Annotated in this window: 30 protein-coding genes and 1 pseudogene; 10 read left to right on the forward strand and 21 right to left on the reverse strand. The window is 53.0% G+C overall.

Features of this window, described 5'->3' with window-relative positions; all coding sequences use genetic code 11:
- From ACR0I7_RS18345 to ACR0I7_RS18375, 7 genes and pseudogenes are all read right to left on the reverse strand, one after another.
- Positions 1–768: an enoyl-CoA hydratase/isomerase family protein gene (locus ACR0I7_RS18345; protein ID WP_480513597.1), complete on the reverse strand. Its 768-nt coding sequence runs from the start codon at positions 766–768 to the stop codon at positions 1–3.
- Complete coding sequence (locus ACR0I7_RS18350; protein WP_480513598.1) at positions 765–2336, reverse strand: acyl CoA:acetate/3-ketoacid CoA transferase; 1572 nt, start codon at positions 2334–2336, stop codon at positions 765–767. The genes ACR0I7_RS18345 and ACR0I7_RS18350 overlap by 4 nt, the downstream gene beginning before the upstream one ends.
- Positions 2337–2459: 123 nt before the next feature.
- Positions 2460–2807, reverse strand: a pseudogene (locus ACR0I7_RS18355) (IS5 family transposase); the annotation flags it as partial.
- 366 nt (positions 2808–3173) lie between these two features.
- Positions 3174–3389, reverse strand: coding sequence for a pentapeptide repeat-containing protein (locus ACR0I7_RS18360; RefSeq protein ID WP_480513600.1), 216 nt, complete (start codon positions 3387–3389; stop codon positions 3174–3176).
- Positions 3362–4009, reverse strand: a complete 648-nt coding sequence (locus ACR0I7_RS18365) for a pentapeptide repeat-containing protein (protein WP_480513601.1) — start codon at positions 4007–4009, stop codon at positions 3362–3364. Before ACR0I7_RS18365 ends, ACR0I7_RS18360 begins: the two co-directional genes overlap by 28 nt.
- Before the next feature lie 144 nt (positions 4010–4153).
- Positions 4154–4315 carry a hypothetical protein gene (locus ACR0I7_RS18370; protein WP_480513602.1) on the reverse strand — a complete coding sequence of 54 codons (162 nt, stop codon included), beginning with the start codon at positions 4313–4315 and terminating at the stop codon, positions 4154–4156.
- A 205-nt stretch (positions 4316–4520) separates the two neighbouring features.
- Positions 4521–4790, reverse strand: a complete 270-nt coding sequence (locus ACR0I7_RS18375) for a hypothetical protein (protein WP_480513603.1) — start codon at positions 4788–4790, stop codon at positions 4521–4523.
- Positions 4791–4847: 57 nt separating this feature from the next.
- Between ACR0I7_RS18375 and ACR0I7_RS18380 the strand changes: the two genes are divergently transcribed.
- From ACR0I7_RS18380 to ACR0I7_RS18390, 3 genes are read left to right on the forward strand one after another with little or no spacing between them, the layout of a single operon-like run.
- Positions 4848–5153, forward strand: a complete 306-nt coding sequence (locus ACR0I7_RS18380) for an ArsR/SmtB family transcription factor (protein WP_480513604.1) — start codon at positions 4848–4850, stop codon at positions 5151–5153.
- Positions 5140–6078 (forward strand): alpha/beta fold hydrolase, encoded by a 939-nt coding sequence (locus ACR0I7_RS18385; RefSeq protein WP_480513605.1) that lies wholly within the window; start codon positions 5140–5142, stop codon positions 6076–6078. The genes ACR0I7_RS18380 and ACR0I7_RS18385 overlap by 14 nt, the downstream gene beginning before the upstream one ends.
- Before the next feature lie 3 nt (positions 6079–6081).
- On the forward strand, positions 6082–6609 hold the full coding sequence (locus ACR0I7_RS18390; protein ID WP_480513606.1) for an RBBP9/YdeN family alpha/beta hydrolase: 528 nt from the start codon (positions 6082–6084) through the stop codon (positions 6607–6609).
- An 82-nt stretch (positions 6610–6691) separates the two neighbouring features.
- Here the strand turns inward: ACR0I7_RS18390 and ACR0I7_RS18395 are convergent, their stop codons facing one another.
- Complete coding sequence (locus ACR0I7_RS18395) at positions 6692–7297, reverse strand: CGNR zinc finger domain-containing protein (protein ID WP_480513607.1); 606 nt, start codon at positions 7295–7297, stop codon at positions 6692–6694.
- Positions 7298–7477: 180 nt separating this feature from the next.
- Here ACR0I7_RS18395 and ACR0I7_RS18400 point away from each other — a divergent pair, with 180 nt between their 5' ends.
- The 3 genes from ACR0I7_RS18400 (at position 7478) to ACR0I7_RS18410 (ending at position 10081) form a co-directional block, all read left to right on the forward strand.
- A complete protein-coding gene (locus ACR0I7_RS18400; protein WP_480513608.1) occupies positions 7478–8431 on the forward strand; it encodes an alpha/beta fold hydrolase in 954 nt (317 codons plus the stop codon).
- 29 nt (positions 8432–8460) lie between these two features.
- Positions 8461–9090, forward strand: coding sequence for an FMN-dependent NADH-azoreductase (locus ACR0I7_RS18405; RefSeq protein ID WP_480513609.1), 630 nt, complete (start codon positions 8461–8463; stop codon positions 9088–9090).
- Between the two features lie 88 nt (positions 9091–9178).
- Positions 9179–10081 carry a mandelate racemase/muconate lactonizing enzyme family protein gene (locus tag ACR0I7_RS18410; RefSeq protein ID WP_480513610.1) on the forward strand — a complete coding sequence of 301 codons (903 nt, stop codon included), beginning with the start codon at positions 9179–9181 and terminating at the stop codon, positions 10079–10081.
- Between the two features lie 58 nt (positions 10082–10139).
- Here ACR0I7_RS18410 and ACR0I7_RS18415 read toward each other — a convergent pair whose 3' ends face one another.
- Positions 10140–10529, reverse strand: coding sequence for an SRPBCC family protein (locus ACR0I7_RS18415; protein WP_480513611.1), 390 nt, complete (start codon positions 10527–10529; stop codon positions 10140–10142).
- Between the two features lie 92 nt (positions 10530–10621).
- Between ACR0I7_RS18415 and ACR0I7_RS18420 the strand changes: the two genes are divergently transcribed.
- On the forward strand, positions 10622–11218 hold the full coding sequence (locus tag ACR0I7_RS18420; RefSeq protein ID WP_480513612.1) for a TetR/AcrR family transcriptional regulator: 597 nt from the start codon (positions 10622–10624) through the stop codon (positions 11216–11218).
- A 141-nt stretch (positions 11219–11359) separates the two neighbouring features.
- On the opposite strand, the gene ACR0I7_RS18425 is transcribed toward ACR0I7_RS18420, so the two are convergent.
- Positions 11360–12172: a hypothetical protein gene (locus ACR0I7_RS18425; protein WP_480513613.1), complete on the reverse strand. Its 813-nt coding sequence runs from the start codon at positions 12170–12172 to the stop codon at positions 11360–11362.
- A gap of 152 nt (positions 12173–12324) precedes the next feature.
- Here ACR0I7_RS18425 and ACR0I7_RS18430 point away from each other — a divergent pair, with 152 nt between their 5' ends.
- Positions 12325–13206 carry a LysR substrate-binding domain-containing protein gene (locus ACR0I7_RS18430; RefSeq protein ID WP_480513614.1) on the forward strand — a complete coding sequence of 294 codons (882 nt, stop codon included), beginning with the start codon at positions 12325–12327 and terminating at the stop codon, positions 13204–13206.
- Between the two features lie 1063 nt (positions 13207–14269).
- On the opposite strand, the gene ACR0I7_RS18435 is transcribed toward ACR0I7_RS18430, so the two are convergent.
- The 9 genes from ACR0I7_RS18435 to ACR0I7_RS18475 form a co-directional block, all read right to left on the reverse strand.
- Entirely contained in the window at positions 14270–15184 is a 915-nt protein-coding gene (locus ACR0I7_RS18435) for a tetratricopeptide repeat protein (RefSeq protein WP_480513615.1), read from the reverse strand.
- An 85-nt stretch (positions 15185–15269) separates the two neighbouring features.
- Entirely contained in the window at positions 15270–16796 is a 1527-nt protein-coding gene (locus ACR0I7_RS18440) for a tetratricopeptide repeat protein (protein WP_480513616.1), read from the reverse strand.
- A 187-nt stretch (positions 16797–16983) separates the two neighbouring features.
- Positions 16984–17547 (reverse strand): hypothetical protein, encoded by a 564-nt coding sequence (locus tag ACR0I7_RS18445; RefSeq protein ID WP_480513617.1) that lies wholly within the window; start codon positions 17545–17547, stop codon positions 16984–16986.
- A gap of 464 nt (positions 17548–18011) precedes the next feature.
- Positions 18012–18407, reverse strand: coding sequence for a YybH family protein (locus ACR0I7_RS18450; protein WP_480513618.1), 396 nt, complete (start codon positions 18405–18407; stop codon positions 18012–18014).
- Positions 18408–18526: 119 nt separating this feature from the next.
- Entirely contained in the window at positions 18527–19336 is an 810-nt protein-coding gene (locus ACR0I7_RS18455) for an RNA polymerase sigma factor (RefSeq protein ID WP_480513620.1), read from the reverse strand.
- A 117-nt stretch (positions 19337–19453) separates the two neighbouring features.
- Positions 19454–19762, reverse strand: coding sequence for an aldolase/citrate lyase family protein (locus ACR0I7_RS18460; protein WP_480513621.1), 309 nt, complete (start codon positions 19760–19762; stop codon positions 19454–19456).
- A gap of 10 nt (positions 19763–19772) precedes the next feature.
- Positions 19773–21239: an aldehyde dehydrogenase gene (locus tag ACR0I7_RS18465; RefSeq protein ID WP_480513622.1), complete on the reverse strand. Its 1467-nt coding sequence runs from the start codon at positions 21237–21239 to the stop codon at positions 19773–19775.
- 51 nt (positions 21240–21290) lie between these two features.
- Complete coding sequence (locus tag ACR0I7_RS18470) at positions 21291–22466, reverse strand: CaiB/BaiF CoA transferase family protein (protein WP_480513623.1); 1176 nt, start codon at positions 22464–22466, stop codon at positions 21291–21293.
- Positions 22466–23308, reverse strand: coding sequence for an HTD2 family dehydratase (locus tag ACR0I7_RS18475; protein ID WP_480513624.1), 843 nt, complete (start codon positions 23306–23308; stop codon positions 22466–22468). Before ACR0I7_RS18475 ends, ACR0I7_RS18470 begins: the two co-directional genes overlap by 1 nt.
- 102 nt (positions 23309–23410) lie before the next feature.
- On the opposite strand from ACR0I7_RS18475, the gene ACR0I7_RS18480 reads away from it, so the two are divergent.
- Positions 23411–24307 (forward strand): LysR family transcriptional regulator, encoded by an 897-nt coding sequence (locus tag ACR0I7_RS18480; protein WP_480513625.1) that lies wholly within the window; start codon positions 23411–23413, stop codon positions 24305–24307.
- Between the two features lie 84 nt (positions 24308–24391).
- Here the strand turns inward: ACR0I7_RS18480 and ACR0I7_RS18485 are convergent, their stop codons facing one another.
- Both ACR0I7_RS18485 and ACR0I7_RS18490 read right to left on the reverse strand, forming a co-directional pair.
- Positions 24392–24766 (reverse strand): LysE family translocator, encoded by a 375-nt coding sequence (locus tag ACR0I7_RS18485; protein ID WP_480513641.1) that lies wholly within the window; start codon positions 24764–24766, stop codon positions 24392–24394.
- A 160-nt stretch (positions 24767–24926) separates the two neighbouring features.
- Positions 24927–25475, reverse strand: a complete 549-nt coding sequence (locus ACR0I7_RS18490) for a hypothetical protein (RefSeq protein ID WP_480513626.1) — start codon at positions 25473–25475, stop codon at positions 24927–24929.
- Between the two features lie 429 nt (positions 25476–25904).
- Here ACR0I7_RS18490 and ACR0I7_RS18495 point away from each other — a divergent pair, with 429 nt between their 5' ends.
- A complete protein-coding gene (locus ACR0I7_RS18495) occupies positions 25905–26324 on the forward strand; it encodes a hypothetical protein (RefSeq protein ID WP_480513627.1) in 420 nt (139 codons plus the stop codon).
- The last annotated feature ends 71 nt before the right edge of the window (positions 26325–26395 follow it).

A 26395-nucleotide genomic window follows, 5' to 3' on the forward strand; every position in this document is an offset into this window, starting at 1 on the left:
TTATTGCCTGCTAAAATCAGGTGAACGTTTTTGCAGGAACGCCTCAACGCCCTCACTCCGGTCTGCGCTGGCCCCGGCCGCTGCAGACCCAAGAGCTTCGATCGCCGCCGCGCGGTCTTCTCCCACAGCACCGTGGATCATGGCTTTGGTGATTTCGTTTGCACGAGGTGAGACGTCTGCAAGATCGTTGGCGAACTCCAACGCCACCATCATCGGATCGTCCACAAGACCCGCTGCAAACCCCAGAGCCATTGCGCGCTCTGCCGAAATCCGCCTTCCAAACAGCGCCATTTCCTTGACAATCGGTTCTGGCAACAACCTGGCTAATCGCTGGGTGCCAGACCAACCCGGTACGATACCAACCTTTGCTTCGGGCAAGGCAAGTGTCGCGCGCGGCGTCATCAGCCTAATGTCACAACACGCGGCCAATTCCAGCCCGCCGCCAAAAGCATGGCCGTTGAGCGCCCCGATTGTGGGTTTGGACAGACGCGCCAGACGGTCGAATACCCGGTGACCGTCGCGCACCCAGTAGCGTGCGAAGTCGGTCGAGCTGAGCGCACCCCATTCCGCAATGTCAGCACCGCAGCAAAACGCCCTGGGTCCCGCGCCAGTCAGGATCAACGCGCGGACATCAGGCGACCGATCAATCTCGGCCAGATGGGAATCGAGTGCGCGCAGCATCGATGTCGTAAGCGCATTCAGCTTGGCCTCATTGGCCAGCGTCAGCACGGCAAACGGGCCTTCCTGCGAGAGTGTCACTGCGCTCATAGAACCAGTCCCATCGGCGCTTCGGACAACAGCTCCTTTGACATCCAGGTGGCATTCTCTGCCACCTGGATTCGCCCTTGCGAGGCCTCAACGATATGCCGCTGAGGGTCCACGCCCGGCATGATCTCCGTCGCCACCGGACCGTTCCCAGTCAGACGCATCACGCAGCGTTCAGTGATGTAGGTGACACTCTGCCCCTGCTCGTTTGCGCGTTTGCCTGAGAAGGTGACATGCTCGACCTCGTCCACCATTTTAGCGAATTTGCCCGGCGCCTCGATATTGATGCCGTTCTCTGTCAGGCCGATTTTAGCCCCGGCCTCAAACCAGCCGGAAAAAATGATATTCTTGGCCTTCGCGGTGATATCAACAAACCCACCGCAACCTGCCGTCAGATAAGGTTTCTTGCCCAACTTCGAGACATTAACATTGCCTTCTAAGTCAACCTCAAGAAAAGACAGGAAGGACATGTCAAATCCAGCACCTTGAAAGTAGATGAATTGCTGAGGCGACGGCACATAGGCATCCGCGTTAGACGCACAGCCAAAGGCGAAGCCAGTTAGAGGAACGCCGCCCACTGCGCCCTGCTCAATTGCCCAGGTCACAGCATCCGGGTGACCTTCTTCCAGCAGCACGCGCGGCACCATGGCACTGATCCCGAAACCCAAATTGGCCGTCATCCCACGTTTCAACTCTTGTGCAGCACGGCGGGCGATGACCTTTTCCACCCCATGCTCGGCTAGGGAAAAGCTGTCCCATGGGCGCATGACCTGACCCGAGATTGCAGGATCATGAAGCGTTTCAGTTGTCTGCTTTTGGTCCGGGTCGACAACAATGCAATCTACCAGATGCCCAGGCACACGCACGTCGTGCGGCCTCAGCGAGCCATTCGCCGTCACCCGTTTTACCTGAGCAATGACCAGCCCGCCGTTGTTGCGCACGCATATCGCCTGTTCGAGCCCGCCCAAGTAGGCGCCCTCATGCTCATATGTCAGGTTGCCACGCTCATCCGCGGTGGTGGCGCGGATAATGGCAACACTGGGCACTACATTTGGGAAATGCAGCCAAGTCTTGCCACCAAATTCTACGCGGTCAACGATTGGGGAGGCTGCACCGCTCTCATTCATCGCGCAGCCTTGCCGCTTAGGATCTACGAAGGTCTCAAGACCCACCTCGGTCAGCACTCCAGGACGGTGCGCCGCAGCTTCCCGGTGCATGTCGAACAAGATGCCCGATGGAACATTATAGGCCGCGACCCGATCCTCAACGATCATCTTCCAAATCTCGGGCATTTCAACGCTAGAAGGGCCGGATGGGTAGGAGCCGGCCAAAACGCGGCTGAGGAGACCATCTTTGGCAATGTGGTCCATACCTTTGACGCCGTAGACATCGCCGGCCGCAATGGGGTGCAATGATGTAATTTTTCGGGGGCGGCCCTCTGTCTCAAAACGCTCACCGATGGCCGCGAGCACAGCATCAGGGCAACCAAGTGTGGATGACGACGACACCGTCAGCACAGCGCCGTCTGCAATACGCGCAACTGCTTCTACTGCTGGTATGACCTTGCTCATGACCTTCCCTTATCGCCCATAAATTGGAACGTTCCATATCTATATTGGAACGTTCCAATTTCAGCAAGAGAAATTTTCCTTGGGGAGTAGTCTTTGATTTTCAATGATTAGGCTCAGGACACATAGCCAATAGATGACCAAAGCGGCGAGAGCGATTGCTGAGAGGAAGACTTTGGGGCACCTGCCGTACCGTGTCGCCATACGGCGCCAGTCCTTCAATCTGCCACACATAATCTCGATACGATTGCGGTGTTTGTAGCGGCGCTTGTCGTATCGGACAACTGTTTTGCGCTGTTTGCGGCCTGGGATGCACGCGCGTATCCCTTTGTCTTTCAACGCTTCTCTGATCCGATCTGCATCATAGCCGCGATCACCCAGCAACCATTCGACATTTGGCAGACTGCTAATCAATGTCCTCGCACCAATGTAGTCGCTGATCTGACCCGCAGTGACAAACAGATTCAAAGGGCGTCATTCGCCATTGTGCTTGAACCAATGGCGCACCATGGCTCATCTGTCACAAACCGCATGCAACTTTGTGTTCATGCCACCCTTTTCGCATGTGCGGTACGTCGAAAACCGCACGTTCCGGACGTTCAGTACCACGTGGCAAATGGCAGGTGAGCGGACTTTCCCGACTTTCGCAGCGGCTGCACCAATGACGGTTTTGGATAATGGGCGGCGTCACAAACGGTCGATTTTGGTATCTTCAAAGAATACAAGTGGAAGGTGATCTCAAGCGGAACGATCACATATGGACTGCAGCTCTAGTCGCCGCATTCAATGGTATTCTCTAGCCCGAGCGTCAAACTAGCTTCTTCGTCGAAACGTGCTGCTTCAAGCTGCTCGCCGCTGATAGTCGCTCCCGCGCAGGTTGCAGTTGACAAATTTCGCACCTTCGGCCTGAAGGCCGGTCGCAACAATTCCAACCATCTCACATCGATCGAAGCTGGCATTGAGGAACGACGCCTCGCGGAGATTAGCTTTGGCGAACTTTCCACCTTCCACGACGATACTGTGCGCCCTCATCTTTTCCGCTTGGACACCACGCATTCCGCAGCGAAAAAAGACGCTCTGTGCAACTGCGCGCCACGAAATGAGCCTTGATCAAAATCAGATTGCTCAGCTTTGACATCGCGAAGACTTGCTCCATCGAAGTCAGAACTCTTCAAGTCGCAATGATGTATCTGAGCTTCGTTAAGGCGTGCCATAATCGCGGTAACGTGGCCCGTCGTACCGGTAAGGTCTACCTTTTCAAGGTTTGCACGGGTAAACACTACGCCCGCGAGAGACGAACCGCGAAACGCCGCTTTCGTCAAATTTGCTTTGCCAAAAGTAGCACCATCGAGCGCGGCCTTTCGAAAACGCACACCGCCTAGCTGTGCACGTTCAAACCGGCGACTAGCAAGGTCTACTCCCTCTAGATCAAGCTCTGAAAGTATCTCCTTCGGACTTTGCACCAAAACAGCAGCTATGACCTGTCTGGTTCTTTCGAAGAGCCGACTAACATCATAGATGGCATCGCCTGGCGAACTAGCTTCATCATCTGAAGGCAGAGATGCCTGTGCGATCCTGTTCAGCTGCACTAGGTCTGGAAGGGCGTCCGTACCAACGCTCAGCAGTGCAAGGCGCAAGCCGGCCTCCATTTCGTCGCTGAACTGCCCGAGCGACATTGCTAGCAAGCGTGTCGTCTCTTTTGGGTAGAGAGATAGGGCAGGTGTTGTCCACACTCGAACGTCGGGATCGTCGGTCTCTCCAAATCGCGACATCAATGCAGATACATGGGCAGCACGGCGTCCTTCTTCATCTATCCGCTGTTACTCGATACGGCGGCGCTCGATTCCGGCGGCCTCGGTACGTGCAACGCGACGCTCTTCCAACAATTTGAGAACCGCCCAGATGCCCGCCCCAAGTATCATAAACACAGCAAGCAACAAGCTCGCAGCACCTGTAAGCGCTTCAATGAGGTCTGGGTTCAAGAATCCATTTTAAGCCATGCAAGCAGTTTCGCAACAGACGCGTCCAGATGCCATCGAAAACGGTGAAGTCAGATCAAACCAAACTGTCTGCGGGAGTATGAAATGGGGGTGGCGTGTTAGTTGGTGACGCAAAGACCAAATTCAACCGATGTCCAACGTTGGGGGCGCCTTCTGATGTCGAACGTTCACTGCTTTTCTGGTCCAATTATGACGGTTGGGTCAGGTTCGTGTGACGTTCAACAGGAATGTCGGGCGACACATAGTTTTGCCATTGTGGCGCGGCTAAAGCATTGATTTTCAACCAACTGGAATTTCCTCCGCGCACCAGTTTTGCCATTTGCGACTCAAAGGTCTTCCATCGTATCAAAGCTGCCTGATGGCTGCCATTGGTCTCAGGCGCAGAGAAAGCCCGAAATGAGCCCAAACTGTTCATTGGCCCGGTCGGAGCGAAAGTCTGCTTTGCTGCCCAACCCATTAATGAGGTTGGTCAAATACATTGACTAATAGCTAATTAACTATGTAAAAGTATATTATGACTGATCGCCTCGAACAATCCAAAGCTCTCGCCAACGGAGCTCGACTTTCCATTCTCAAGTGGTTGTCCGAGCCCGATAGGCACTTCTTGCATCAAGTCACAGGGACGCCTTCTGAGATCGGTGTTTGCGTAACTTTGATCACTGAGAAATTGGATATGGCGCAGCCTACAGTTAGCCGCCATCTGGAGCTGTTACGCCGCGCTGGCTTTCTATCGGTCACCAAGATTGGCAGGTGGTCATTTTACCAGCGGAATGAAGCTGCGATCTCTGAGTTCAAGGATTGGGTCAATGAACATCTTTGAAGAGGCTGATGCAAAGCTACTGCCCGGTTTCAAACGCGAGGTAGCGGAGGCTAACAGCAAACATGTAATGACGCTGACGGCTGGAAACGGACCGGCGCTGCTGATGTTGCATGGTGATCCGCAAACGCACTTATGTTGGCATCATCTAGCCCCGCAGCTCACTGACCGTTTCACCGTAGTGTTAACTGACATCCGGGGCAGAGGAGAAACACACAAGCCGCCGCACATTGCCGGTGAAAATGCGTACACCAAGCGCGCAATGGCGAATGAGCAACGCGCTGTGATGCGGGCGCTAGGGCATGATACGTTTTCTCTGGTTGGGCATGATCGCGGTGCACGGGTGGCACGGCGGTTGGCATTGGATCATCCCGATGCGGTGACGCATCTCGTCGCCATGGATATTGTTCCGGCGCTCGACTTTTATCAGGCATCAAATGCCGAAATAGCTCAGGACTATTTCTATTTCTCTTTTCTGACTCAGGACTATCCTGTTCCAGAGAAGCTGATTGCGAGCGATCCTGATGGCTTTCTCCGTTTAATACTCCAAGGATTGTCAGACAGGCCTGTGCCATATGATCAAATGGCCATGGAGGCATACTTGACGGCCAATAGCGTGCCAGACGCGATCACGGCCATGTGTGAGTGCTTTCGCGCTGGTTACCATATTGACCGCTATCATGATGCTGAAGACTTAGAAAAAGCGCGTCAGATTACCTGCCCAACTCTCATCATGTGGGGAGAGAAAGGTGTGGTTGGAAAGCACTTCGATATGGAGCGTATCTGGCGCAAGTGGAGTGTGGATCCGATCTTTGCGTCGATGCCTTGTGGTCACTTCATTCCTGAAGAGGCGCCAGACGCTGCATTAACAGCAATCGAGCAGTTCTTTGCGACGCCTGAACAGAACAACTCCAAAAACTTAAGGTGACATATGCACTATATCAATCTTCCCGGTATTGGCGGATCAGACGAAAGACACTGGCAAACCATTTGGGAGACCGAAGAAACCGTGTTCAGCAGGATCGCAGTAAAGGACTGGAACGCGCCGGACCTTGATGAATGGTTGTCGTCCGTTGACGATGCGATCGAAAAGGTGAGCGGCGCATGCATTTTGGTCGCCCACAGCCTGTCATGCCTTTTGGCCGCTGAATATATCCTGGAGAAGCCAAGGCGAGTTAAGGGGGCTTTTCTTATCGCGCCACCAGACCCTGAGTCGCCCGTCTTTCCCAGAGAAGAAGCCGCCGAATTTATAACAATTGGCCAAGGTAATCTCGAATCCCCTGCACTGGTTCTTGCCAGTCAAAACGATCCCTATGGGGACTTAAGTTATGCTAGGCGGCGAGCGAGCGAGTGGAATGCGTCTTTGATCGAACTCGGATACAATGGCCACCTGAATGATCTTGGCGATTGGGCGGATGGTCGAAGGCTATTGTCAGCGTTTAATGCTGGTATCTCCTGATCAATCTACCCTAAAGCTGCTCGACGTCGTTGGAAAACGTCATAAGACCAGTGCGTCGGTCAGCTTATGGTCCAGCTGTGGTTCATGTGCGTCGTCTATAAGCCGCAGCCTTGGCTCGATTGCCACACACTTCCATACTGCACCACCGTCGCTTGTGGTTCTTGCTCACGTCGCGAAAGAGTAAGGTACAGTCTGGGCCCTCGCAGTTACGTACATAAGAAAAGTTGGCTTCCGCAATCAACTCGGCACAAGCCACCGCAAGCCGCGGAAGAAGATCGGTAGGCCTATCTAATTTGTGCACCAACTGAAGTTCGAACACGGGAGCGTCGCTTGAAGTGAGGCGCAGAGTTTGTTCACCCTCAGAGATCATGCGATTGAGCTTCGCAATGATCGGGTGATGTTGATCGACATGCCCGGCTTCACTCGCTTCGACGATGAAAGACCGGAACTCTTCACGAAACACCCGGATCTGTTCGGCTGCCTTGTTGAGCAATGATCTAGATTCTGGCTTTCGCAGGCCTGCGATGTCGGCTTCTGTGACAAGTCCTGATTGCACCAGCCAATCCAAAACGTCCTCGCCCGACTCAAGCCACTCAAATTCTTCTGCCTTGGGGGCCGCGACCGAATTCAGGAAATCCAGGGCTGCACTATCTGCGATGAAGAACGGTTCCGGGCGTCCATCAGCCATTTAGATTGAACCTCCACGTATGACGTCTGGTGAATTGGGCAGCCAAACCTGATAACCCTCATAATTTGTTTTTACAAGTTATTTTCGCACGCACTCTGCACAAGACAATGTGACTTGCTCAAACGCGCCGCCGTCACCTAAGAATAACTATCTAAAACATATTATGAAGGTTACTCACCGATGCCCTCCAAGAAACAAACGATCCCAATCGCAACTGCATTATTGCTTTCTTTGTCCGCTCTGACAGCATCTGCAGGCGAGCCAAACCATCACATTTCCTACAACACAATCGAAGTCGGAGATGTCTCCATCTTCTATCGTGAAGCCGGACCAAAATCGGCGCCGACGATTTTGTTGCTGCATGGCTTCCCTTCCTCATCTCATATGTTTCGGGATCTGATTCCGGAATTAGCTGAAGATTTTCGCATCATAGCACCGGACTATCCTGGCTTTGGTCAGTCGTCTGCGCCGGATGCGGGCGCGTATGACTATGATTTTGCGACGCTCGCAAACACTATCTCTGAATTCACCGAAGAGCTGGGGCTGCCGAGCTACACACTCTTCATGCAGGACTTCGGCGGTCCCGTTGGATTTCGCTTGGCGCAGGCTGATCCGGATAAAGTCGATGGCATTGTCATTCAAAACGCCACCATCCACGCAGAGGGCTGGAATCCGGATATCGTTAGCCAGTTTGCACCCTTCTGGGAAAACCGGAACGCCGAGACGGAAACACCCATTCGGAGTTTTTTCGCGCCGGAAACAACGAAGTGGCAATACACACAGGGCGCAAGTCTGAAACATCGCATTAATCCCGATGCATGGATCATTGATCAGGCTGGACTAGACCGACCGGGCAACCACAAGGTGCAATTGGAGTACCTGTGGAACTATCAAGATAACGTTGCCAAGTACCCGGCTTGGCAATCCTATTTGGCCGAGAACCAGCCAGACACACTCATCGTTTGGGGACGCAATGACCCGTTCTTTACGATTGAAGGCGTGGAGGCGATCCAGGCCCTTGTGCCCGATGCAGATGTCCAACTGTTCGATGCTGGACACTTCGCTTTGGAAACGCACGCGGAAGAGATCAGCGACGCCGTCCATCACTTCATGAAGCGCCAATCAAAACGATAGTTCAATTTGCCCTAAAGGAACCAAAGAATATGACCAAAATTCTTCATATTGTCGCCTCTCCGAGAGGAGACGCGTCGCAGTCCACACAACTGGCTGAAGCCTACCTTAAAACATTGACTGAGTCAGATCCAACCGCATCCATCGATACATTGGAACTTTGGAAGGAGAAGCTTCCCGAGTTTGACGGTGACAAGGCCGCTGCAAAGATGACCTTTTTCGGCGTCGGAGAAATGGGGGATACACAGCAAACTGCATGGGATCAGGTTGTCGACATCACGTCGAGATTTACCGATGCTGATATCTATGTGCTTTCCGTGCCCATGTGGAATGGAGGTATTCCCTATAAGCTGAAACAATACATCGACATCATCACCCAACCCGGATTGCTGTTCGGTTTCGATCCGGAAGCGGGCTATTCTGGATTGCTCGAAGGGAAGCGTGCGCGTGTGTTTTATACATCTGGTGTTTGGTCACCGGGTACCCACCCTAAATACGGCAGCGATTTTCACTCTGAATATCTGTCATGGTGGTTGGATTTCATCGGCATCAAAGAAGTACAAGATGTGCGTTTCCAGCCATCACTTCTCACGGCTGATCCTGAAGGGAGTCGAAACGCGGCCCTTCAACATGCCAAAGAACTAGTCGTCGAAATGGCCTGACGGTTCTCATCGCTCAATAATATCACCCCTGCCGCCTTCCGCATGGCGGCAGGATCAGCCTCTAGTCACTGCCGATGAAGTTCAAGAAATGAGAACTCTCCAAAAAAAGCTCGACGGCTGGACGCTTATTCAGGGCCGCGGTGGCATCGTCATGAACGCGCTAAGTGCCCTCGACATTGCCGTTTGGGATAGAAACTCGCGTGCTGAGGAGTTGCCCCTGGCGAAGTTCATTTCCTCTGAGGCAAGCGACATCGTACATTGTTATGCATCTGGAGGGTACACTGGAGGTGCCACACAATCGCTGGAAGACGAATTGCACTCCTACATTGATGCAGGTTTTGACAGCGTAAAGATAAAGTGCGCTTTTGGCGCCTTCTCGGACGATCTGAACCGAGTGCGAGCGGCAAGACGAGCCCTTGGGGATCAGGTTAACCTTATGCTGGATGCTTACAATAGGTGGGAAACCGTTGAAGCGGCTCTCCCATCTGTATTGGGCTACAGCGAAGTTAGACCCTATTGGATCGAAGATCCGCTTGCTCCAGACTTGTTGGACGAAATGTTCGTCCTATCAGTGAATGGCCCGTTCCCTCTAGCAACCGGAGAATTCTACTTTGGGTCCCAACCATTTAAGTCGATGGCAAGGTTGGGAGGTGTCAAAGTCTTTCAAGCCGAGGCTCCACGATGCGGTGGGATTACAGAATGGCTGGAGATTGCATCTATTGCTCAAACGGCTGGCATTGAGATGAGCCCTTGTTGGTTCCATGACTTGCACGTTCATCTCGTAGCGGCGATAAATTGCGCAAAGTTCGTCGAGTACTTCCCTACCTTCGAAGTGCTGAACTTTGGCCTGCTGATAGACAACCCGGTAAGAGCATCGGAAGGCAAAATTTGTGTACCAACCGGACCGGGTTTGGGGTTCGACTTCTTGCCTGACCAGAAGGAAAAGTACTCCTTGCAGCGCGCAACAGAATTCAGTGTCGAAGACATCTAGGATCGGAAAGAGTGTGCGCCAAGCCCACGGCACCGTTCTGGTGCCGTAGGAATGCAAGTTAAGTCGCCAGTGTCTGAGCCATGTCTGCACATGCGCCGTCCAGCATCGGCTCCATATGGTCGCGCGCATCTGCTGGCAGTAAGTCCACGATCCAGTTTAATCGGGTATTGCCTTGACCTTCCTCCAACTGCATGGCGGCGACATGAAAATCCATGTTCAATGGTGAACTGGTGATCGCATACACCACACGTTTCAACTTGTGATCCACGCTCACTATTTTTTCAGTCAGCTCGCCGCCGCCCTCCAGCGTGCAAACGCGAGAATCACCTTCTTGTACGCTGGACGCGAGGAAGCTGATCAAATCTGAGATACGGCCTGTGTCTGAGACCTTTTCCCAAACTTTAGAAATAGGGGCGTTGATCGTGATGGTTTTTGAAATTGTCGTCATATTAGCTTTCTCCATATCGAGACAAGTGTCTAGATACTCTTAAGCTAGACACTTGTCTAGTAATAAGTTACGTTCTTCGAAAGGAGACGAACTTGGCGCGTGCAAAAAAATATGATCGAGAAGTAGCCGTCGAAGCAGCCATGCTCGCTTTCTGGAGAAAGGGATACGGGGCGCTTGGCGTTCGTGAGATTGAGAGCGAAACCTCAATTAATAGATTTGCCCTGCAGACAGATTTCGGTGGCAAGCAAGGCCTTTTCCTAGAGGCTTTGCAAAGGTACTTGGAAATCTCGGATGAGACAGCACTGAAGCCTCTTAAGTCAGGTGGGCTCACTGCGTTGATCTCATTCTTCCGACAACTCGCCCAAGGAGAGGCCGAAGATCCTCGTGATGGGGGCTGCCTAATGGTCAATACAGTTATCGAAAACGCAAATTTGGGTATCGACGATGTCAGTGATCTCACAGCCAAACACTACAATAATATGCAACAGATGTTTGAACTGGCGCTTGGTTGGGCCCAGGAAACAGGAGAGCTTCCTCGCGACTTTGACTTATCATCCGCTGCTAAGATGTTGCTGACATTCGCCATGGGCGTCGAGGTCTATGTGCGAATGAATGGAAGTGTGAGTGCTGCTTCTGCACAGGTTGAGTTTCTTGTTTCCCAAATCGAAAACTGGCGGCTGAGAATGTAGCCGTTCGATCTTCTTTGCCGCGATGATCGGAGCGGTTTTCTTCGATGAAGGTCTCACCTGGCTTTCGGCTCTTGCGGGAGGGTCTGCTTGCCACAGCGCTGACCATACGCAATCAGGAACACCGGGATCGAACCTGATCGGCTAAGGTGCAGCTCGTTTTCTGACCTCACCGCGGGTCATCAGAGTTTTAAGGCATTCCAATCCGCCGAGATAAATGCCGACGCAACCAAATCCGATCAGGGTTGCATAAAGCACGCCCAGATCAGGGAATAGTTTTGTGACACAAGCCAGGTAGATCCCGGTTGAGAGAAACGAGACCCCGAACCCCTTGATCATCGCAAATGCCGCTGCCCGACCATGGTTTGAGTGCAAAATGACAAGCAGAGGGACCAGCGTCACGGGAAATGGCGAAAATACTCCGGCCCATTTGGGGCCAACGAGAGCGACCATCTCTGTCACAGCAATGACAACCAGCGAAGCCAGCAGCATTCGGGCGAGCAGAACACCCGGAGTAACCGTGACGGATTTGCTTTTGGCGTGCGCAGGAATGGCTCTGAGCTGGAAGTTAATGATGCAGGTCGTGGCAAGCAAAAACAGGATTGCTGCAGCAAAACTCCATGAGATGTTTGCAACACCTGCAGCAACAACAAAGTAGACGATTAGGGCAAGTGCCAGGTTGGTCTTGAAACTGAACTCCCCGGACAGCCGGGAACCGATTGCAAAATAGGCATAGGCAAAGATCGGATTTATCGACAGTGCAGCTAGAGAATAAAGTGAAGAGAGCGACGCGAGAACCGGCCCGTTCTCTACGGCGATGAATGAGACAACGATAGCCGTCCCAATTGGAAACCCCGTGAGGATGCCCGCGAGCCTGGGGTTTCCACGATCAGCGATGAACCCAAGGATGAGGACACTGAGCGCCGAAACGACGATTTTTAGGAAAAGAAGGGACACGCATGGCTCCTGGCAGCGAATTTTGGGCCAATTAAAATCAGGCCGAAAGAACTTCAAAATTGCGAGACATATGAACCAAGTCTATCGTCTTGACGAATGGTGTTTTCCGCCCTTAGCCTGAAGAAAAACTTTAGCCTAGAGGCAGCCGATATATGCACTTGAACCTAAATTCGCTCAGGATGTTTGATGCTGCAGCCCGCCACTTGAACTTCCGGAAAGCAGGGGTGGAACTGAATCTCACTCAAAGTGCGGTCGCGGATCGTGTGCGTCAGCTCGAAGATGCACTTGGTCGCCCCCTGTTCGTCAGGCACGCAAGAGGTCTGGCGTTGACCGAAGAAGGATGTGCATACCACGCTCGGATTGAGCAAGCGCTCTCAATCATTGAGAGGGCGACTGAAGACATCGCCCATCAACCCGATAAGAGCGTGTACATCAGTGTTACACCGTCATTTGCTGCAAAGTGGCTCGTGCATAGATTGAGCGCGTTCAATGAAGAGTACCCAGATATCGATCTGCGTGTAGAGGCCTCCGACAGGTTAGCAAATCTCGGAGCCGGACAGATAGATTTGGCGGTTCGCTTCGGGAATTCTCCCGCCGTTCCAGGCAAGGAAGTTGAATTGTTTTCACCAATCAGGCTTTGCGCCGTCTGTACGCCGGCGTTGGCAGACCATATCGGCAAGGTTTCTTCACCTGAACACCTGTTCGAACACCGTCTGGTTGAAGATGGGCAAATGCGATGGCGTGCCCTCGCAGATGAATTGCAGGTCGTGTTGCAACACAAACCTAAGCAGATTAATCAAACATCGCTCGCAATCGAGGCGGCCAAGTCAGGAGCCTGGATTGCTCTTGTGCCAAATGTCCTAGTCACTTCCGAATTGAAATCGCAAGAACTGATAAAAATATGGCAGAGCACCAATGACGCGCCTGAAGCGTACCATCTGATCTACCCAAAGAACCCGACAGAAGCGCAGGAACGCGTTATCGAGTGGATGGCGGCTGCGGCCCAAAACCACTCAAACCAGGAAGACCGATGAGGTCGGGCATTCCAAACCAAATCAGGCTGCATACAAGAGAGTTGCGGTTCAATGCTGCGATCGTTAGCAGGATCTGGTGCCTCAACTCAATTTCGGGTGTATTCTGTACCCTTTGGCCAGCGGGCCGAGATAAAGTCCCACGAGTTCGGTGCTTCATCGATTTTATTTGTAAAGATAATGGAATTAGCTAACCGTTCTTATAATATATCATTGGATCATAAAGTAATGAAGATTAAAATATCACTTATAGCCGCCGATATTCTCAGAAAGCACTGTAGCGTGGGAGATTATATAGCTAGACAGATTGATTCCTTGCCTTCCAAAGCCGAAACCGTTTATTTGGAAATTCAACCTTCAGAATTGAGGAAAGCGGCTCGTCAATTAAGAGATTTCATGAAAGTGTCTCCGACATGCCATCAAGGCGTTTACACCACAATTCTAAATGAAATCGAATATGCTTCTAAACTCAGGAAGTAAATTTTTCGAAAATATATTTGTTACGCTTGATTGAAAAATACACAGTATAGCCAAAGTGAATTTATATTTCACTTTAGCAGCTGCTTACAATTTTGCGCCACTGCAGATACCATAGTCGCTGTACGTTTTAGCAACCTCTTTCTTTGAATTTTAGCGAACCGTATGTCTTAATATTCAAGCGAGCTTTCGGTGTTGTAGGGAGGCCGGGTAAGGCTCGATTCATTCGACCAGACACCGATGAAACAGAACATTAAGAACCAACGCGCCACACCATTCACGCGATCAGGACTAAGCCGTGTGGACGGATTTGATCAAGATGCTAAACGCAGTCAGAGCTGTTGGGGCTGCGCAAACGACGCCATGGGCGGCGCTTGTCTGTTGACCGGCCAGGGCAGGTTTGTTGGGCGGACAAAGGAAATGAAGGGACACCTGGTCTCCTAGAGCGAAGCCGGGGGCAGACACTCGGATCAACAGTGAGCCGCGCACCGCGCGGATCTCAACACAGGTACTAAGTTGGAGCCGACTGCCCCAAACCCCGTGGATATTTCTCGAAGGTGAACAAGCTTGGGTTGAAGAAACGTCAACCTTATCTCTTGAACTCAAATGAAGGGACCTTCGGAAGCTCCGATTTAAGTTTCTTACAATGAGTAACATTTGCACCCGTGGGACAATTCTGGGAATAGAAAAGCTCCGCCTGCCGGATGCTGCGTTCAAACCCTTGTCCCCTTGCAATCATCAGCCCTTGCAGCGCACAGCCCTCCTTGTCCCCGTTTTTGCACGCTTCTTCCGTCATCCTCGCAGTGCCCGCGAGATCGCCAGCGCTGAGCAGATACTCCGCATAGGGCCTGCAACCCAAGTCTGGTTCGATGTCACAGGCTTTCTCATAAAGAGCCATTGCTGCTTCAGCGTTCTTTTCGGTGCCCCCGCCGCGTGCGAATGCTTGTGCAGCCTGTTCACACCCAATTCCAGATCCTTGATCACAGCCAAGCTTGAAGTATTTCAAGGCCAGTTCCAGATCGCGTCGGGTACCAGAACCAACTTTATAGAAACCACCAAGTTCTGCACAGGCATCGGGATATCCAAGATCACAGGATTTCGCCGTGTATTCGAAAGCAAGAGCTTGATCCTCACGGACACCATCCCCCCACCTGTAACGGTCACTCAGAAAGATGCACCCGAATGCATGGCCAGCATTGCAGGCTTGTTTCAGGTATTCCATTGATTTTGAAATGCTGCCGGCGTTCTCAAACAGTCCCTGTTCGAATGCAAAGGACACGATGAAAGCCGCATGTGCGTCTCCTGCATCCGCAGCTTCTTTGAGCGGAATCAGATTGTCTCCCGCTATCGCTTTCTGTAGCAGTACTTTCTTATCCTTGTTCACCCAGTCATTCATCGGGATGGCGTTCCAGGGCGCAGAGTCGCCCTCCGCGAGCACACGGCCACCATGTGGTGCCTGAAGGGTAATAAGGAACATGATCGCAAGAAAAATGCGCATCGCCATGGCGTGCCGCCCTTCTGTTTAAAATGTTAAAATTGAATACATCTGCAATAGACTTGCTCCGATGAGCTATGTGACCGCAATAGTGTCACGGTGCTCCATCGCTTTCGCTTTTGGCCATCTCGCGCGCATAATCTAGACGCCGCCAATCAGCACTGGTCAAGGTGCCAGTTTGAAACATCTTCTCCATTTGCGAGGCGATGTCCGCCCATTTGACCGTGTTTCCAGGGGTTACTTTCAGACGCCAAAGAGAGACCCAAACATCACGTTGCGCTTGCACGTCTTCAGGGTTGTCCTTGGCGATCTTCTTTAGGATGTCATCCGCTCTTAGAAGGAATGGCAGTGCCTGTGCCGGATTGTCCTGACTTAGGTGTACATCCGCCAATTTGCTGAGGGATATTGAAAGATCACGCTGCGCAATTCTGTTGGCGGGGTCGTGCTTGAGCATTTTCTCCGCGTTCTCAACACTGAGAGAGTAGGCTTTAAGAGCTCTGTCGTGATTGCCCGAGGCCTCGCTGGCAAGGCCCACTTTGATTGTTGAATAAATGAAATCGTGCTGTAGCTGCGCGTTCGACGGGTCCTTTGTGGCCAGCTTTTCCGAGATCCCTAGCTCTCGCATGTAAGCCGCGTCAGCGGCGCTAAACTTGCCTTTGGCAAAATCCACATCTCCGATCCAGCTCAGCGCAAGAGCAAGATCACGTTGTGCCTGTGTGTCCGACGGATTCTTCTCGACCTGTTTTTCTGAGATCGCTTGACTACGCGTGAAGTTGGTTAAAGCTGAGTGCAGAAAGCCCTCTGCCAGAAAGATTTCTCCGACCCGCATGAGCGATACGGCCAACTTATGTTGAGCCTCTGCATCCGTCGGGTGGATCGCGCTCAGGCGCTCACTGATTTCCAGACTGCTGGTGTAGGCGATAAGCGCCCCGTCCAAATCTCCTTGACGCTTGCGCACATCTCCCAGATTGCGGAACGCGTGTGAAAGAACGCGCTGTGTCTGCGTCTCATCTGGATCCTCTGACGCCATGTGTTTTGCGACCCTTAAGGCCTTTGTATAGGCTGAAAGAGCTTCCACAAGGTCGCCAGCGGCGCTTTGCGTATCTCCGGTTTCGGAGAGCGTCTCATAGAGTTGGCGCAGCGTTCCTGTGATCCTGGTCTCAGTATCGATCCAGTGCATTTCGGAAGAGGACGCAGATGGCTGAGCGACGCGCGTGAGACCGCAATCTATCGGTTTCGGATCATCGAATTCGACATTCGTCACAATATGAACAACGCTGATTTCTGACCTTTCCTCCTTCCCGGTTGGCCGAAGAACCGAAACACCCAGCACCATCTTATCGCTGCCCAACAGAAGCCTCTGTCTTTCCTGCTCAAACAGGAATATGTCACCAAAAGACATACGTGCCGACCAGCCAGAGATCGACTTTGGGAGGGGAGACTGTTCGCTCCAACCCGGCGCAAGCAGTTCTAGGATTTGATTGTTCAGGTCGTTTTGTGATCTGGGGTCGGCAGGCTGGACTGTATGGTTTTTGAAATCCTCTGGTGATAGCTCGGCTTTCAGCATATAGGGGCCAAAAACCTCAATGTCGTCGACCTGATCTTCGGCATATTCCCACAAGGGGCGCAGCAGTTTATGCGCAAGAACCGTATCTTTGTCACCAAAGGGTATGAGCTCGCATGTGAACAGAAGGCTTGAAAGATCAATAGGGGTCTGTTCATCAGCCGCCGAAACGTGCGACGCAGAACAGCTCAGTCCAATCGCGAAGACTGTTGAAAGGGTAAGATCCCGCATAGCGCGCATAGCTCTAATACAGCGCTGTTGAAAGCGACATGGTGGTGTTGTTCATCAGGATGCTGTTGTAGGTATCGCGGACATGGCGGTCGTAGTCGCTTTCTTTTCCTGTCCGTGATGTTGATGACCCGCCCCGGCTGGCAAGGAAGGCGTCTATTTCAGCGGGCGTTTTGCTGGAGCTCAAAAACTGACGCACCTCTTCTTCATCGCCGGTCTCCAAAAACGTCTGTAGCTTCGACTGATCAAAGCTGACCTGCCCATCCCTGCTGATCACGATGAAAGACGCAGGATACTTGGTCAGAAAGACAAACATCTGCGCCGCGTTCTGTTTCAGGGCGGCCAAAAGCTCCTTGTCACCGGCTTGTTTGGCGGCTTCCTTCAGCGTCACAAGAACCACTGGCGCGTGAAATAGCCAGTCATAAAACGCATCCTTGTTAGGGCCAAGTTGAGCTGAATTCAGGCCCACTTCGTCCAGGTGTGTGGTCCAATACTGAACAACTTTTAGTTCTGCGGCTTCGGGTAGCTTCTTGTCATGAGCAAGTTCCCACATGGTGACGAAGTAGACGCCATAGGCCATGCCGACGTCGCCTTTGGTTAGGCCTACGCGATCTACCAAACCTTCGGCCGCAACGCGGGCCTGCATAAAGGTGTCGAAGAACTTTTGCTCCTCAGAGGGCGAACCCTGACTTAAGTCTCTCGCCATGTTGCGGGCAAAGGTGCCGCGCGCGCTTTCAGAGGCAATAACGCCAGAAGTATATTGTGTTTGAGCCGAGAGAGGAAGGATAGTTGCAATAACGATGATGGCAGACAGAAATACTCTAAACTTAAATTGAACCAGTTCTTTAAGATTTTAAGGGTGAATGCTTACCTGAAAAAGTAGCTAAGATGCTTAGCCTCGCTTCGATAGAGGTCGATTGCGAACTTGATGTGACATCTCTAATTCGAGCGAAAATCTGCTCAGCGATGCGGCGCATTCGGCTTGGAGGCATAGGCGAACAATACCAACTGCATCGCCCGCTTATGCCTCTCTTAAACCTCAGCTCAATTGTCCGCCATCAACCGGCTCCCGTGAGGGTTGTCGATGACCATTTTCCAGCTGCCGTCTGCTTGTTTGCGTAGGACGGCAACGCTGAGGCCTTCCTGCTCTATTGGTGTCCCATCGGGGCCTGTCGCCTTCATTTGCCAGGGGGCGATATGGATTGCGATGTCATCATTCACGATGACCTCGTGGCCGGAATAACTGAATTTCGGTTTTGCGCCGGACATGCCGGTGAACATGCCGTGTAGTTGGTCAGGGTCCGACACCCCTTCGCCCGGTTGGAACATGACGGTTGCGTGCACCTCGTAGGACGCCATGACGGTGTCGATGTCTCCCGCTTCGAACGACGTGGTCATAGTTTCTACTGCGGCCAATACGGCCTTTTCCTGATCGATCATATTGTCTCCTGCGTTTGAGAGGTTGGGTAAGCCAAGCAAAAGGGCGCAAGAAAGCGCCCACTTGAAAAAGTGGTTCATAGTTTTCTCCTGAACGTTGATCGTTGTGACTGGTCTTGAGGCTAGGGTGGGTCGACTATCCCGATGATAAGCTCGCCGAAATCTCTCGGAGAACTCAGACTCCCGGTCGCCCTTTGCAGCTTGGCTGTGCGAAGTTCTTCGCTAAGCGCTTCGGCCTGGTGTCGAACCTCCTGATATGTCGGGGCATCGGAAAAGAGCGATGCATCAGACGATTTGACACGGCTAAGTGCCACGGCGCTTGGTAACCGACGCGGGCAGGAGCATGGCGCACCCTGATCAACAAGACCGCAATGCGTGCTCGTGAACCCGATGACCTTTCCACGCGCTCTGCTCAATTGCTGCCGATAGGTATCCCGAGATACCCCGAGAATATCGGCGGCCGTTGTGTGATCAAATTCTAAGACATCACCCAGCACATAGGCGGCGCGGTGTTTGGCGTCCAGGCACATGAGCATGGCCATGGTACATTTGATCCGCAATTGGTTGAGCAGCACATGATCATCAGGCGCGCGGGCCTCTTCATCCGCAAGGCCGGACAGCAAATCATCAGCAAACATACTGAAGGTCAGGCCGGGGTCTCTTTGACGAACCTTCTTCTCGGTCAGCAGATAGTTGATGGCGATGCGATGTACCCAAGTGTCAAACCCCGCCTCTCCCCGGAACGTCGACAGATTTGTCACGACACGGATCAGGATTTCCTGGGTGGCATCTTCAGCGGTGCCAGGATCCACGACCATGCGCATGGCCAACCGGTGGACCTTGTCCTGACAATGAACAACCAGATCATGGAATGCATCCGCACTACCGCTCCTCGCAGCGTTAATCATTTGATCTATGGACTTGGCGGTCATCTCGCCTCTCTTTTTTGCCGTCATATCTATTTAGACAACCGGGAGAGGGAATGTGTGACAAAGAAAAAGAGATTTTTTCGTAGCGACCAACCGACCAACGACGCGCTGGCACCGCGGTCACAAAACTGACATCCGGTGTGTGTAAGGACCACACCGTTTGCATTGCTGCGGTCGATCTGATTCAAGCGTGGAACTATCTGTTATGAAATATAATAGATGGCCAAATGGGGAAGCCGACGGCCCTTCATACCGGTCAAGCAAACGCCTGACATTGTCGCGCGCCTTGGGCTTTGCCTCTGGTGTGACCGAGTCTTCAAGATCAAATTTCACGGCCTGCGCGCCGGATTGCGTAGCCCGCAGAAAACGCTCGGGCTGGTCGGCGGGAACGAACAGAAGGCTTCGGGCTATTGCAGCGGTGCTAGGCATCTGCTCAACCTCATCTCAGGACAAAGGGATTGGAGGGAAATTCGTCCGATGTGTTGATCCAGACGGATTTGGTTTCGAGGAATGCGTGGATCGCCTCTATCCCGTTTTCCCGACCAGTTCCGGACTTATTGAACCCGCCAAACGGCATCATGTAACTGATCGCACGATAGGTATTGACCCAGACCGTGCCCGCCTTCAGTGCCTCGGACATCCGCGCAGCCCGACCGATATCCCGCGTCCAGATCCCGGCGGCCAGGCCATAAATGGTGTTGTTTGCAATCTCGATTGCTTCCTGTTCATCCTCGAAGCTGAGGATCGACAGAACCGGGCCAAAGACCTCCTCCTGAGCGATGCGCATGTCGTTGGTCACACCGTCAAAAATCGTCGGCTCCACGCATTGCGCGTGTTCCGCTGGTTTGCCGCCAAGGATCAAGCGCGCGCCCTCTGCCTTGGCGATATCAATATACTCAAGAACCTTTTTGTATTGGGTAGGTGTCGTCACCGGACCGATATTAGTGTCCGGCACCATCGGGTCACCGATCTTCGCTGTTTTGACCAGGTCCAGAAGTTTATTAACGAACTGGTCCTTGATGCTGTTCTGTACCAGCAGCCTTGAACCTGCCACGCATGTCTGACCGGATGCTGCAAAAATACCCGAGACGGCACCAGATAAGGCGGCATTAAGGTTTGCGTCTTCAAATACTATGTTGGGTGATTTTCCGCCAAGTTCCATCGAGACACGCTTCATCTGCTTTGCGGCGGTCGCGTAGATTTCTGCGCCTGTTGTATCGGAGCCCGTGAAGGACACTTTGGCAACGTCCGGGTGATCCACGAGGGCGGCACCAGCCTCCTGCCCAAAGCCCGTCAACACGTTGAACACGCCCGGGGGAAAGCCCGCCTCAACGGTCAGCGCAGCAAATTCAAGAGCCGAAGCGGAGGTGAACTCCGAAGGCTTGATGATGACTGAGCATCCAGCCGCGATTGCTGGTGCGGCTTTCCATGCAATGAACAAGAGCGGAGAATTCCACGCCGTGAGGGCTGCGACCACGCCAACCGGCTCATATCGGGTGAATGCGAGATGATCCGGCTTGTCCAGCGGTACAACCGATCCCTCGATCTTGTCCGCTAGCCCACCATAGTAATACCAATACTCGGGATGATACTTGAGTTGGCCGCTCATCTCGCTCAAAAGCTTGCCGTTGTCGCGGACTTCAATTTCGGCCAGACGCTGCGCATTCTCGGCCACCAGATCCCCAAGCCTGCGCATCATTTTACCACGCGCACTTGCGGTCATCTTGGCAAATGGGCCGGATGTCATCGCTGCCTTTGCTGCCGCAACAGCTTTGTCGGCATCCGTGTCGGTTCCTCGGGGAATGCGCGCCCACGGCTCGCCGGTATAAGGGTTCACTGTGTCGAACCATTCCCCGCTGGAAGGATCGGTAAATTCACCATTGATGAAGTGTCGATAGGTTTTCATGTGGAGCACAGGCTTTCAGGAATTGAGTGTGGTTGCGATATGGTTGAGCCATCAGACGACCTGACGATCATGAAGGTCTGCGATCTCGTCCTTTGTGTACCCAAGTTCTGACAGAATCTGATCGGAGTGCTGCCCGATATCCGGGACCGCCGCCATGCGGGGCTCACATCCAGTCCCGCCGGGGGGGAGTAAGGCCGGAATGGTTCCTGCAGGCGTTGAGACGTGCCTCCAACGGTTACGCGCTCTGAGTTGTTCGTGATCCCAAAGTTGCTCCATGTCGTTCATGCGGGCATTTGCGATGCCCGCTGCATCGAGCTTCGCTGTGACATTTTCGATGGAGGCATTCTTAAAGTTGCGCTCTATCAACTCGGTGAGGAGCTGACGGTGTTCCGTGCGCAAGCTGTTAGACGCAAAGCGGGGATCAGATGCCAGCGCGCCCTTCTGCAAGACGATCTCGCAGAACGACGTCCATTCGCGTTCGTTTTGCAGACCCAGAATAACGGTCTGCCCATCGCCGACCTTGAAAGGGCCATACGGAAAGATTGTTGAATGGCTAGCCCCTGCGCGTTTTGGTGGCTCGGCACCGCCAAACGCATAATAAAGTGGGAAACTCATCCATTCTGATAGGGCTTCCAGCATCGACAGATCGATGTTGCACCCCGCTCCGGTCCTTTCCCGCCGCAACAAGGCCGCCAGGATATTCGAATAGGCATACATGCCTGCCGCAATATCCGCGATTGAGATACCCGCCTTGCTTGGTATGTCTTCTGTTCCGGTTGTCGACAAGAAGCCGGATTCTGCCTGAATAAGCAGGTCATAAGCCTTACGCGGACTCTGAGGTCCGCTTGCTCCAAATCCGGAAATGTTACAAACGATGATCTTCGGGTTGCGCGCACTCAGCGTCTCATAGCATAGCCCAAGCCGGTCGGCGGCACTCGGTGCCAGGTTCTGAACAAGGACGTCCGCCTTGGATACCAGAGACGACAGTATGCGCACGCCTTCGCTGCTTTTGACATCCAGAGAAAGGCTTTCCTTGGATCGATTGGTCCAGACAAAATGAGAGGCAAGGCCATTTACGCGCGTGTCATAATGTCGGGCGAAATCCCCAACACCCGGGCGCTCAATCTTGATCACGCGGGCACCTAGATCGGCCAGTTGTCTGGTGGCAAAAGGTGCTGCAATCGCGTGCTCCAGGCTGATGACGGTGATATCCTGCAGCGGCAACATCACAACACCTCTGCCGTCGCCGTCATGGCGAGCGTTCCATCCTTCCTGCGAGCCCAGAGGTCAAAGGTCTTGTCATCTTGCCCCTGCCTGCCGTGAACCGAGAACGTCTCATTGTCAAAGATCGTCGCCAGGGCGCGAAACTCAAACCGCTGCACATGCCCATCTGGATGCTCAGTGCGCAAAAGATCGAGCAACAGTGTTGCCAGAAGCGGTCCGTGGACAATAAGCCCCTTATAACCCTCTGAATTGACGCAAAATGGTTGGTCGTAGTGGATTCGGTGTCCGTTGAACGTCAGCGCCGAGTAGCGAAACAAGAGAACCGGGTCAGGCCGGACATCACGCGAAAAATCTGACGCTTTGGGCGCGCATTTGACGTCCGGTGGAGGAGCGTCTGCGGGCAGCGCTTCGCGATACACGATGTCATGCTCTTCCTCGATACCCAGCACATCGCCGTCAAAAACTTGATGACCTACGGTGACAAAGATCAGCCGCCCAGAGCGCCCGAACTTCTCCTGAATGGATTTGACCGCTGAGGTTTTTCTCAGCGTCCTGCCAATTTTCATTGGCGCGTGAAAGCGCAAACGGCTGCCCGCCCACATGCGGCGCGGGAGAATAACGGGAGGCAGAAAGCCACCAAGTTCCGCATGTCCGTCATAACCAGCATTCGACAACTTAAAGACCGGGAGAAAGTGCATCCAGTGCCACAACGGGGGCAGCGGCGTGCCATCTTCATAGGCCGGATCGTTCCTGTCCAAAGTGGCTGCAAGCGCATTGCTGGGAAACGCAGCAATCCGTTCCTCTCTGGTTTCTGTTCGACCTATCCAGTTTTCAATTTCGCCCACATCCGATCTCCAAACTTACGTATCTGGACAGATTGACATGTGCTCAGCGTTCTGCAAATTCGCGATCTTGTAAGTTTGCATTCATAACCAACGAACACAAAAATGAACTTTGAACTGATTGATCTGAGGCTGTTTGAACGTATCGCCACGTGCAAAAACCTGACCCGCGGGGCCCAGGAAGCGTTTCTGTCCCCGCCCGCTGCCAGCGCGCGCATTAAGGCGCTGGAGGAAGACGTGGGCCGCAAACTGCTCGTACGGGGAAACAAAGGCGTTTCTCTGACCGGGGCGGGAGAGGTCTTTCTGCGACATGCGCGGCTGGTGTTGCGGCAGGTCGAATTCCTGAAGGATGAAATGATCAGTCCCGATACGGGCCATATTCGCATTTCAGCAAACACCACAGCTCTGACCGAGTTCTTGCCCGAGATATTGGCAGACTTTCTTGCACAGCGGCCCGGTGTAACCGTGGATTTGCAGGAACGCCTGACGCATCAGATTGTGCAGTCCGTGCGGGATGGCACATCGGACCTAGGCATCGTGTCCGGTGAACCTGATGTTGGCGATATGGACCTCATCCCTTTTTCAACCGATCTGTTGAAGATCGCGGTGCCAACAGGGCACGTTTTGGCATCAAAAGGCGGCGTGTCGCTGGAGCAAACGCTTTCGTTTGAACATATCGGGCTGCATGACGGCAGCACGCTACTGGATTTTCTCCGACGGCAGCTTCGGCGAAGCGGATTTGACCAAAGCCTGCGCCTTCAGGTCCGGAGCTTTGAAGCCATGTGCAGGCTTGTTGAGGCAGGTGTTGGCGTCGCCATCGTGCCTGAATCGGCCGCCCAACGGCACGCACAGACAATGAAACTGACATTGCTTGATCTTAACGACGATTGGGCAGTGCGCAGCCGTTCGGTATTGGTCAGGGATCGGAGCGCATTACCTGTATCCATAGATGCGCTGATAGAAAACCTTGTTGAACTCGGTGCCGGCGGCAAACAGCTTTAGTGCTGCATGGAACCCATTTGAGAAACCATGAGACGCACGCTCCAGAGACAGCCGAGCAGGATAAGCAGCGCAATCTTCATAGCATCACTGCATGTTCAACAGCAGCTTGGCTGAAAATGCGATCAGGATAACGCCGGAGATTTTCCGAAACCTATCATACCGCCTCTGCGTTATAAAACGGCTCCTGAACACATATGCGAGCGCCGAATAGGTGGTGAGCGACAGGATGGACAGGCCGCAATAGGTCAGGATCAGGATTCCAGCTTGTGACGCCAATACCTGCCCCAGGTTCAGCACCTGGGGGAACAGCGCCATGTAAAACAGCAATGCTTTGGGGTTGGTCGCTGCCAGCAGAAATGCCTCTGCAAACAACGCGCGGGCGGGCACCGCAGCGACGGCCTGAGAGCTTAAAGACAGGGTCTCTCTTCTGATCAATAGTTTGACGCCGAGCCAAGCCAGATAAACCCTCGGCTGTCATCCATTGGATGAACGTCTACTCGAGCTTCTCAAGAAAACCTGTGAACGCGGCCCAAAGCCGCCGTCTGCCCATCGGTTAAACGCCGCATCGCGGCATTCCGAAAGCGGACACTCAGATTCCATGCCTTTGTGGATCGTAGCACTAAAACAGAGTCGGAAACGATCGCAGCTTGAGTTCACGTTCGACCAGTGTTTTGGGGTCAGTATTCAATCGGTCTGACACAACTTCCCAGACGCCGTCTTCCTGAATGGCCCTGAAAGCCCCAGATTTGAAACGTACCTCGTCGGAATTCCCAACGAAATCGGCAACTATTCCATCAATGCAAATTGTCCAGGCCCCCTGACGCATGCTTTGTAGTGCGAAATCAAAGGTGTGATTGACTATCGCACCGGCATCGACTGTGATGCTATCGTCCAAGCGCGGCGCATGAATGCCGGGCGTGATATCTTCCAGCGGGCATTCCGCGTCTTCCGGTTTATCGGTTGCTGAGACGTCAGGTGCAAAGAACATGATGTCCTGAGTGCCGGTGTTGATCATTGATACATGCAACGAATACGTTCGGAGTTCAGGATCAAGTTCCGCCCCACGCACGATCACTGCGAGCCCTCGTGTGTCGGTGGCCACCCCAAGAACGGAAAGACCTAGTGCGAGCAATGAAATAAGGATTGGGAATAAGTCTTTCGCGGCCACGGATTCTTCTCTCAAATAGCAAGCCTGTGCAGGCTATCATGGCAAAGGTCCTCTCAAACTACCTTTTTGGCTTGTAAGAGCATTTTACAACAACGACGGCCCAAACCTGCCGTTCGCCCCAACTCTCGATCCCTGCAGTACAGCCTTCCAAAGCGGACATCGGGGCAAGGCACCGCAAAAGACCGCTGAGAGCCCATACCCGAAGTCTTCAAGTTACGCTGCGCGCGCACGCAGCACGAAAATCGCTGCATGTGCTTGCTTCATTACTTTGCACAGCGACGGCGATAGCCGCCATTCGTTCACGACGCAGCGAGAATTGCCACTGCAACTCAAGGGTCGCGGGACGTCACCCCAACATTCTGTAAAATGACGTTGTTGCAAACACGAGCTTGTTTATAAATATGGCAAAACACTTGAGGCCAAAACGATATGATGCAGTACTTTGATCTGAGCGACGACCAGTTCGAGAAGGTTGTGGTCGCCATCGGTCAGAGACTGTTTGGACCGGGACTGATGGGTTTCGCACCCGGCAAGGACGGTGGGCGCGACGCAAAGTTCAAAGGAACGGCTCAATGCTACCCATCGGCGGCGGCGCCCTGGACTGGCTGCACGATCATTCAGGCCAAACACACAAACGGTATCAACGCCTCATTCAGTGATCCATCGGTGTGCAATCCTGACAAGCTTACCGGGTTGATCTGCGACGAAATTCCAAAGGTCAAGGCGCTCTATGAGAGTGGAGAAGCACAAAACTACCTTCTGATTTCCAACCGAAAACTCTCTGGCATTGCCGAGCAAAAGCTCACCAAATTGATCTCCGACCTGACCGGAATGCCTAAAATACCTTGAGGAGAACATCCGCTCCGCTGATCTGAAACTGACCCAGGATGAAGCTTCGGAGTTGGAAGGGACCTTGGACT

The organism is Ruegeria sp. AM1, assembly GCF_056540745.1.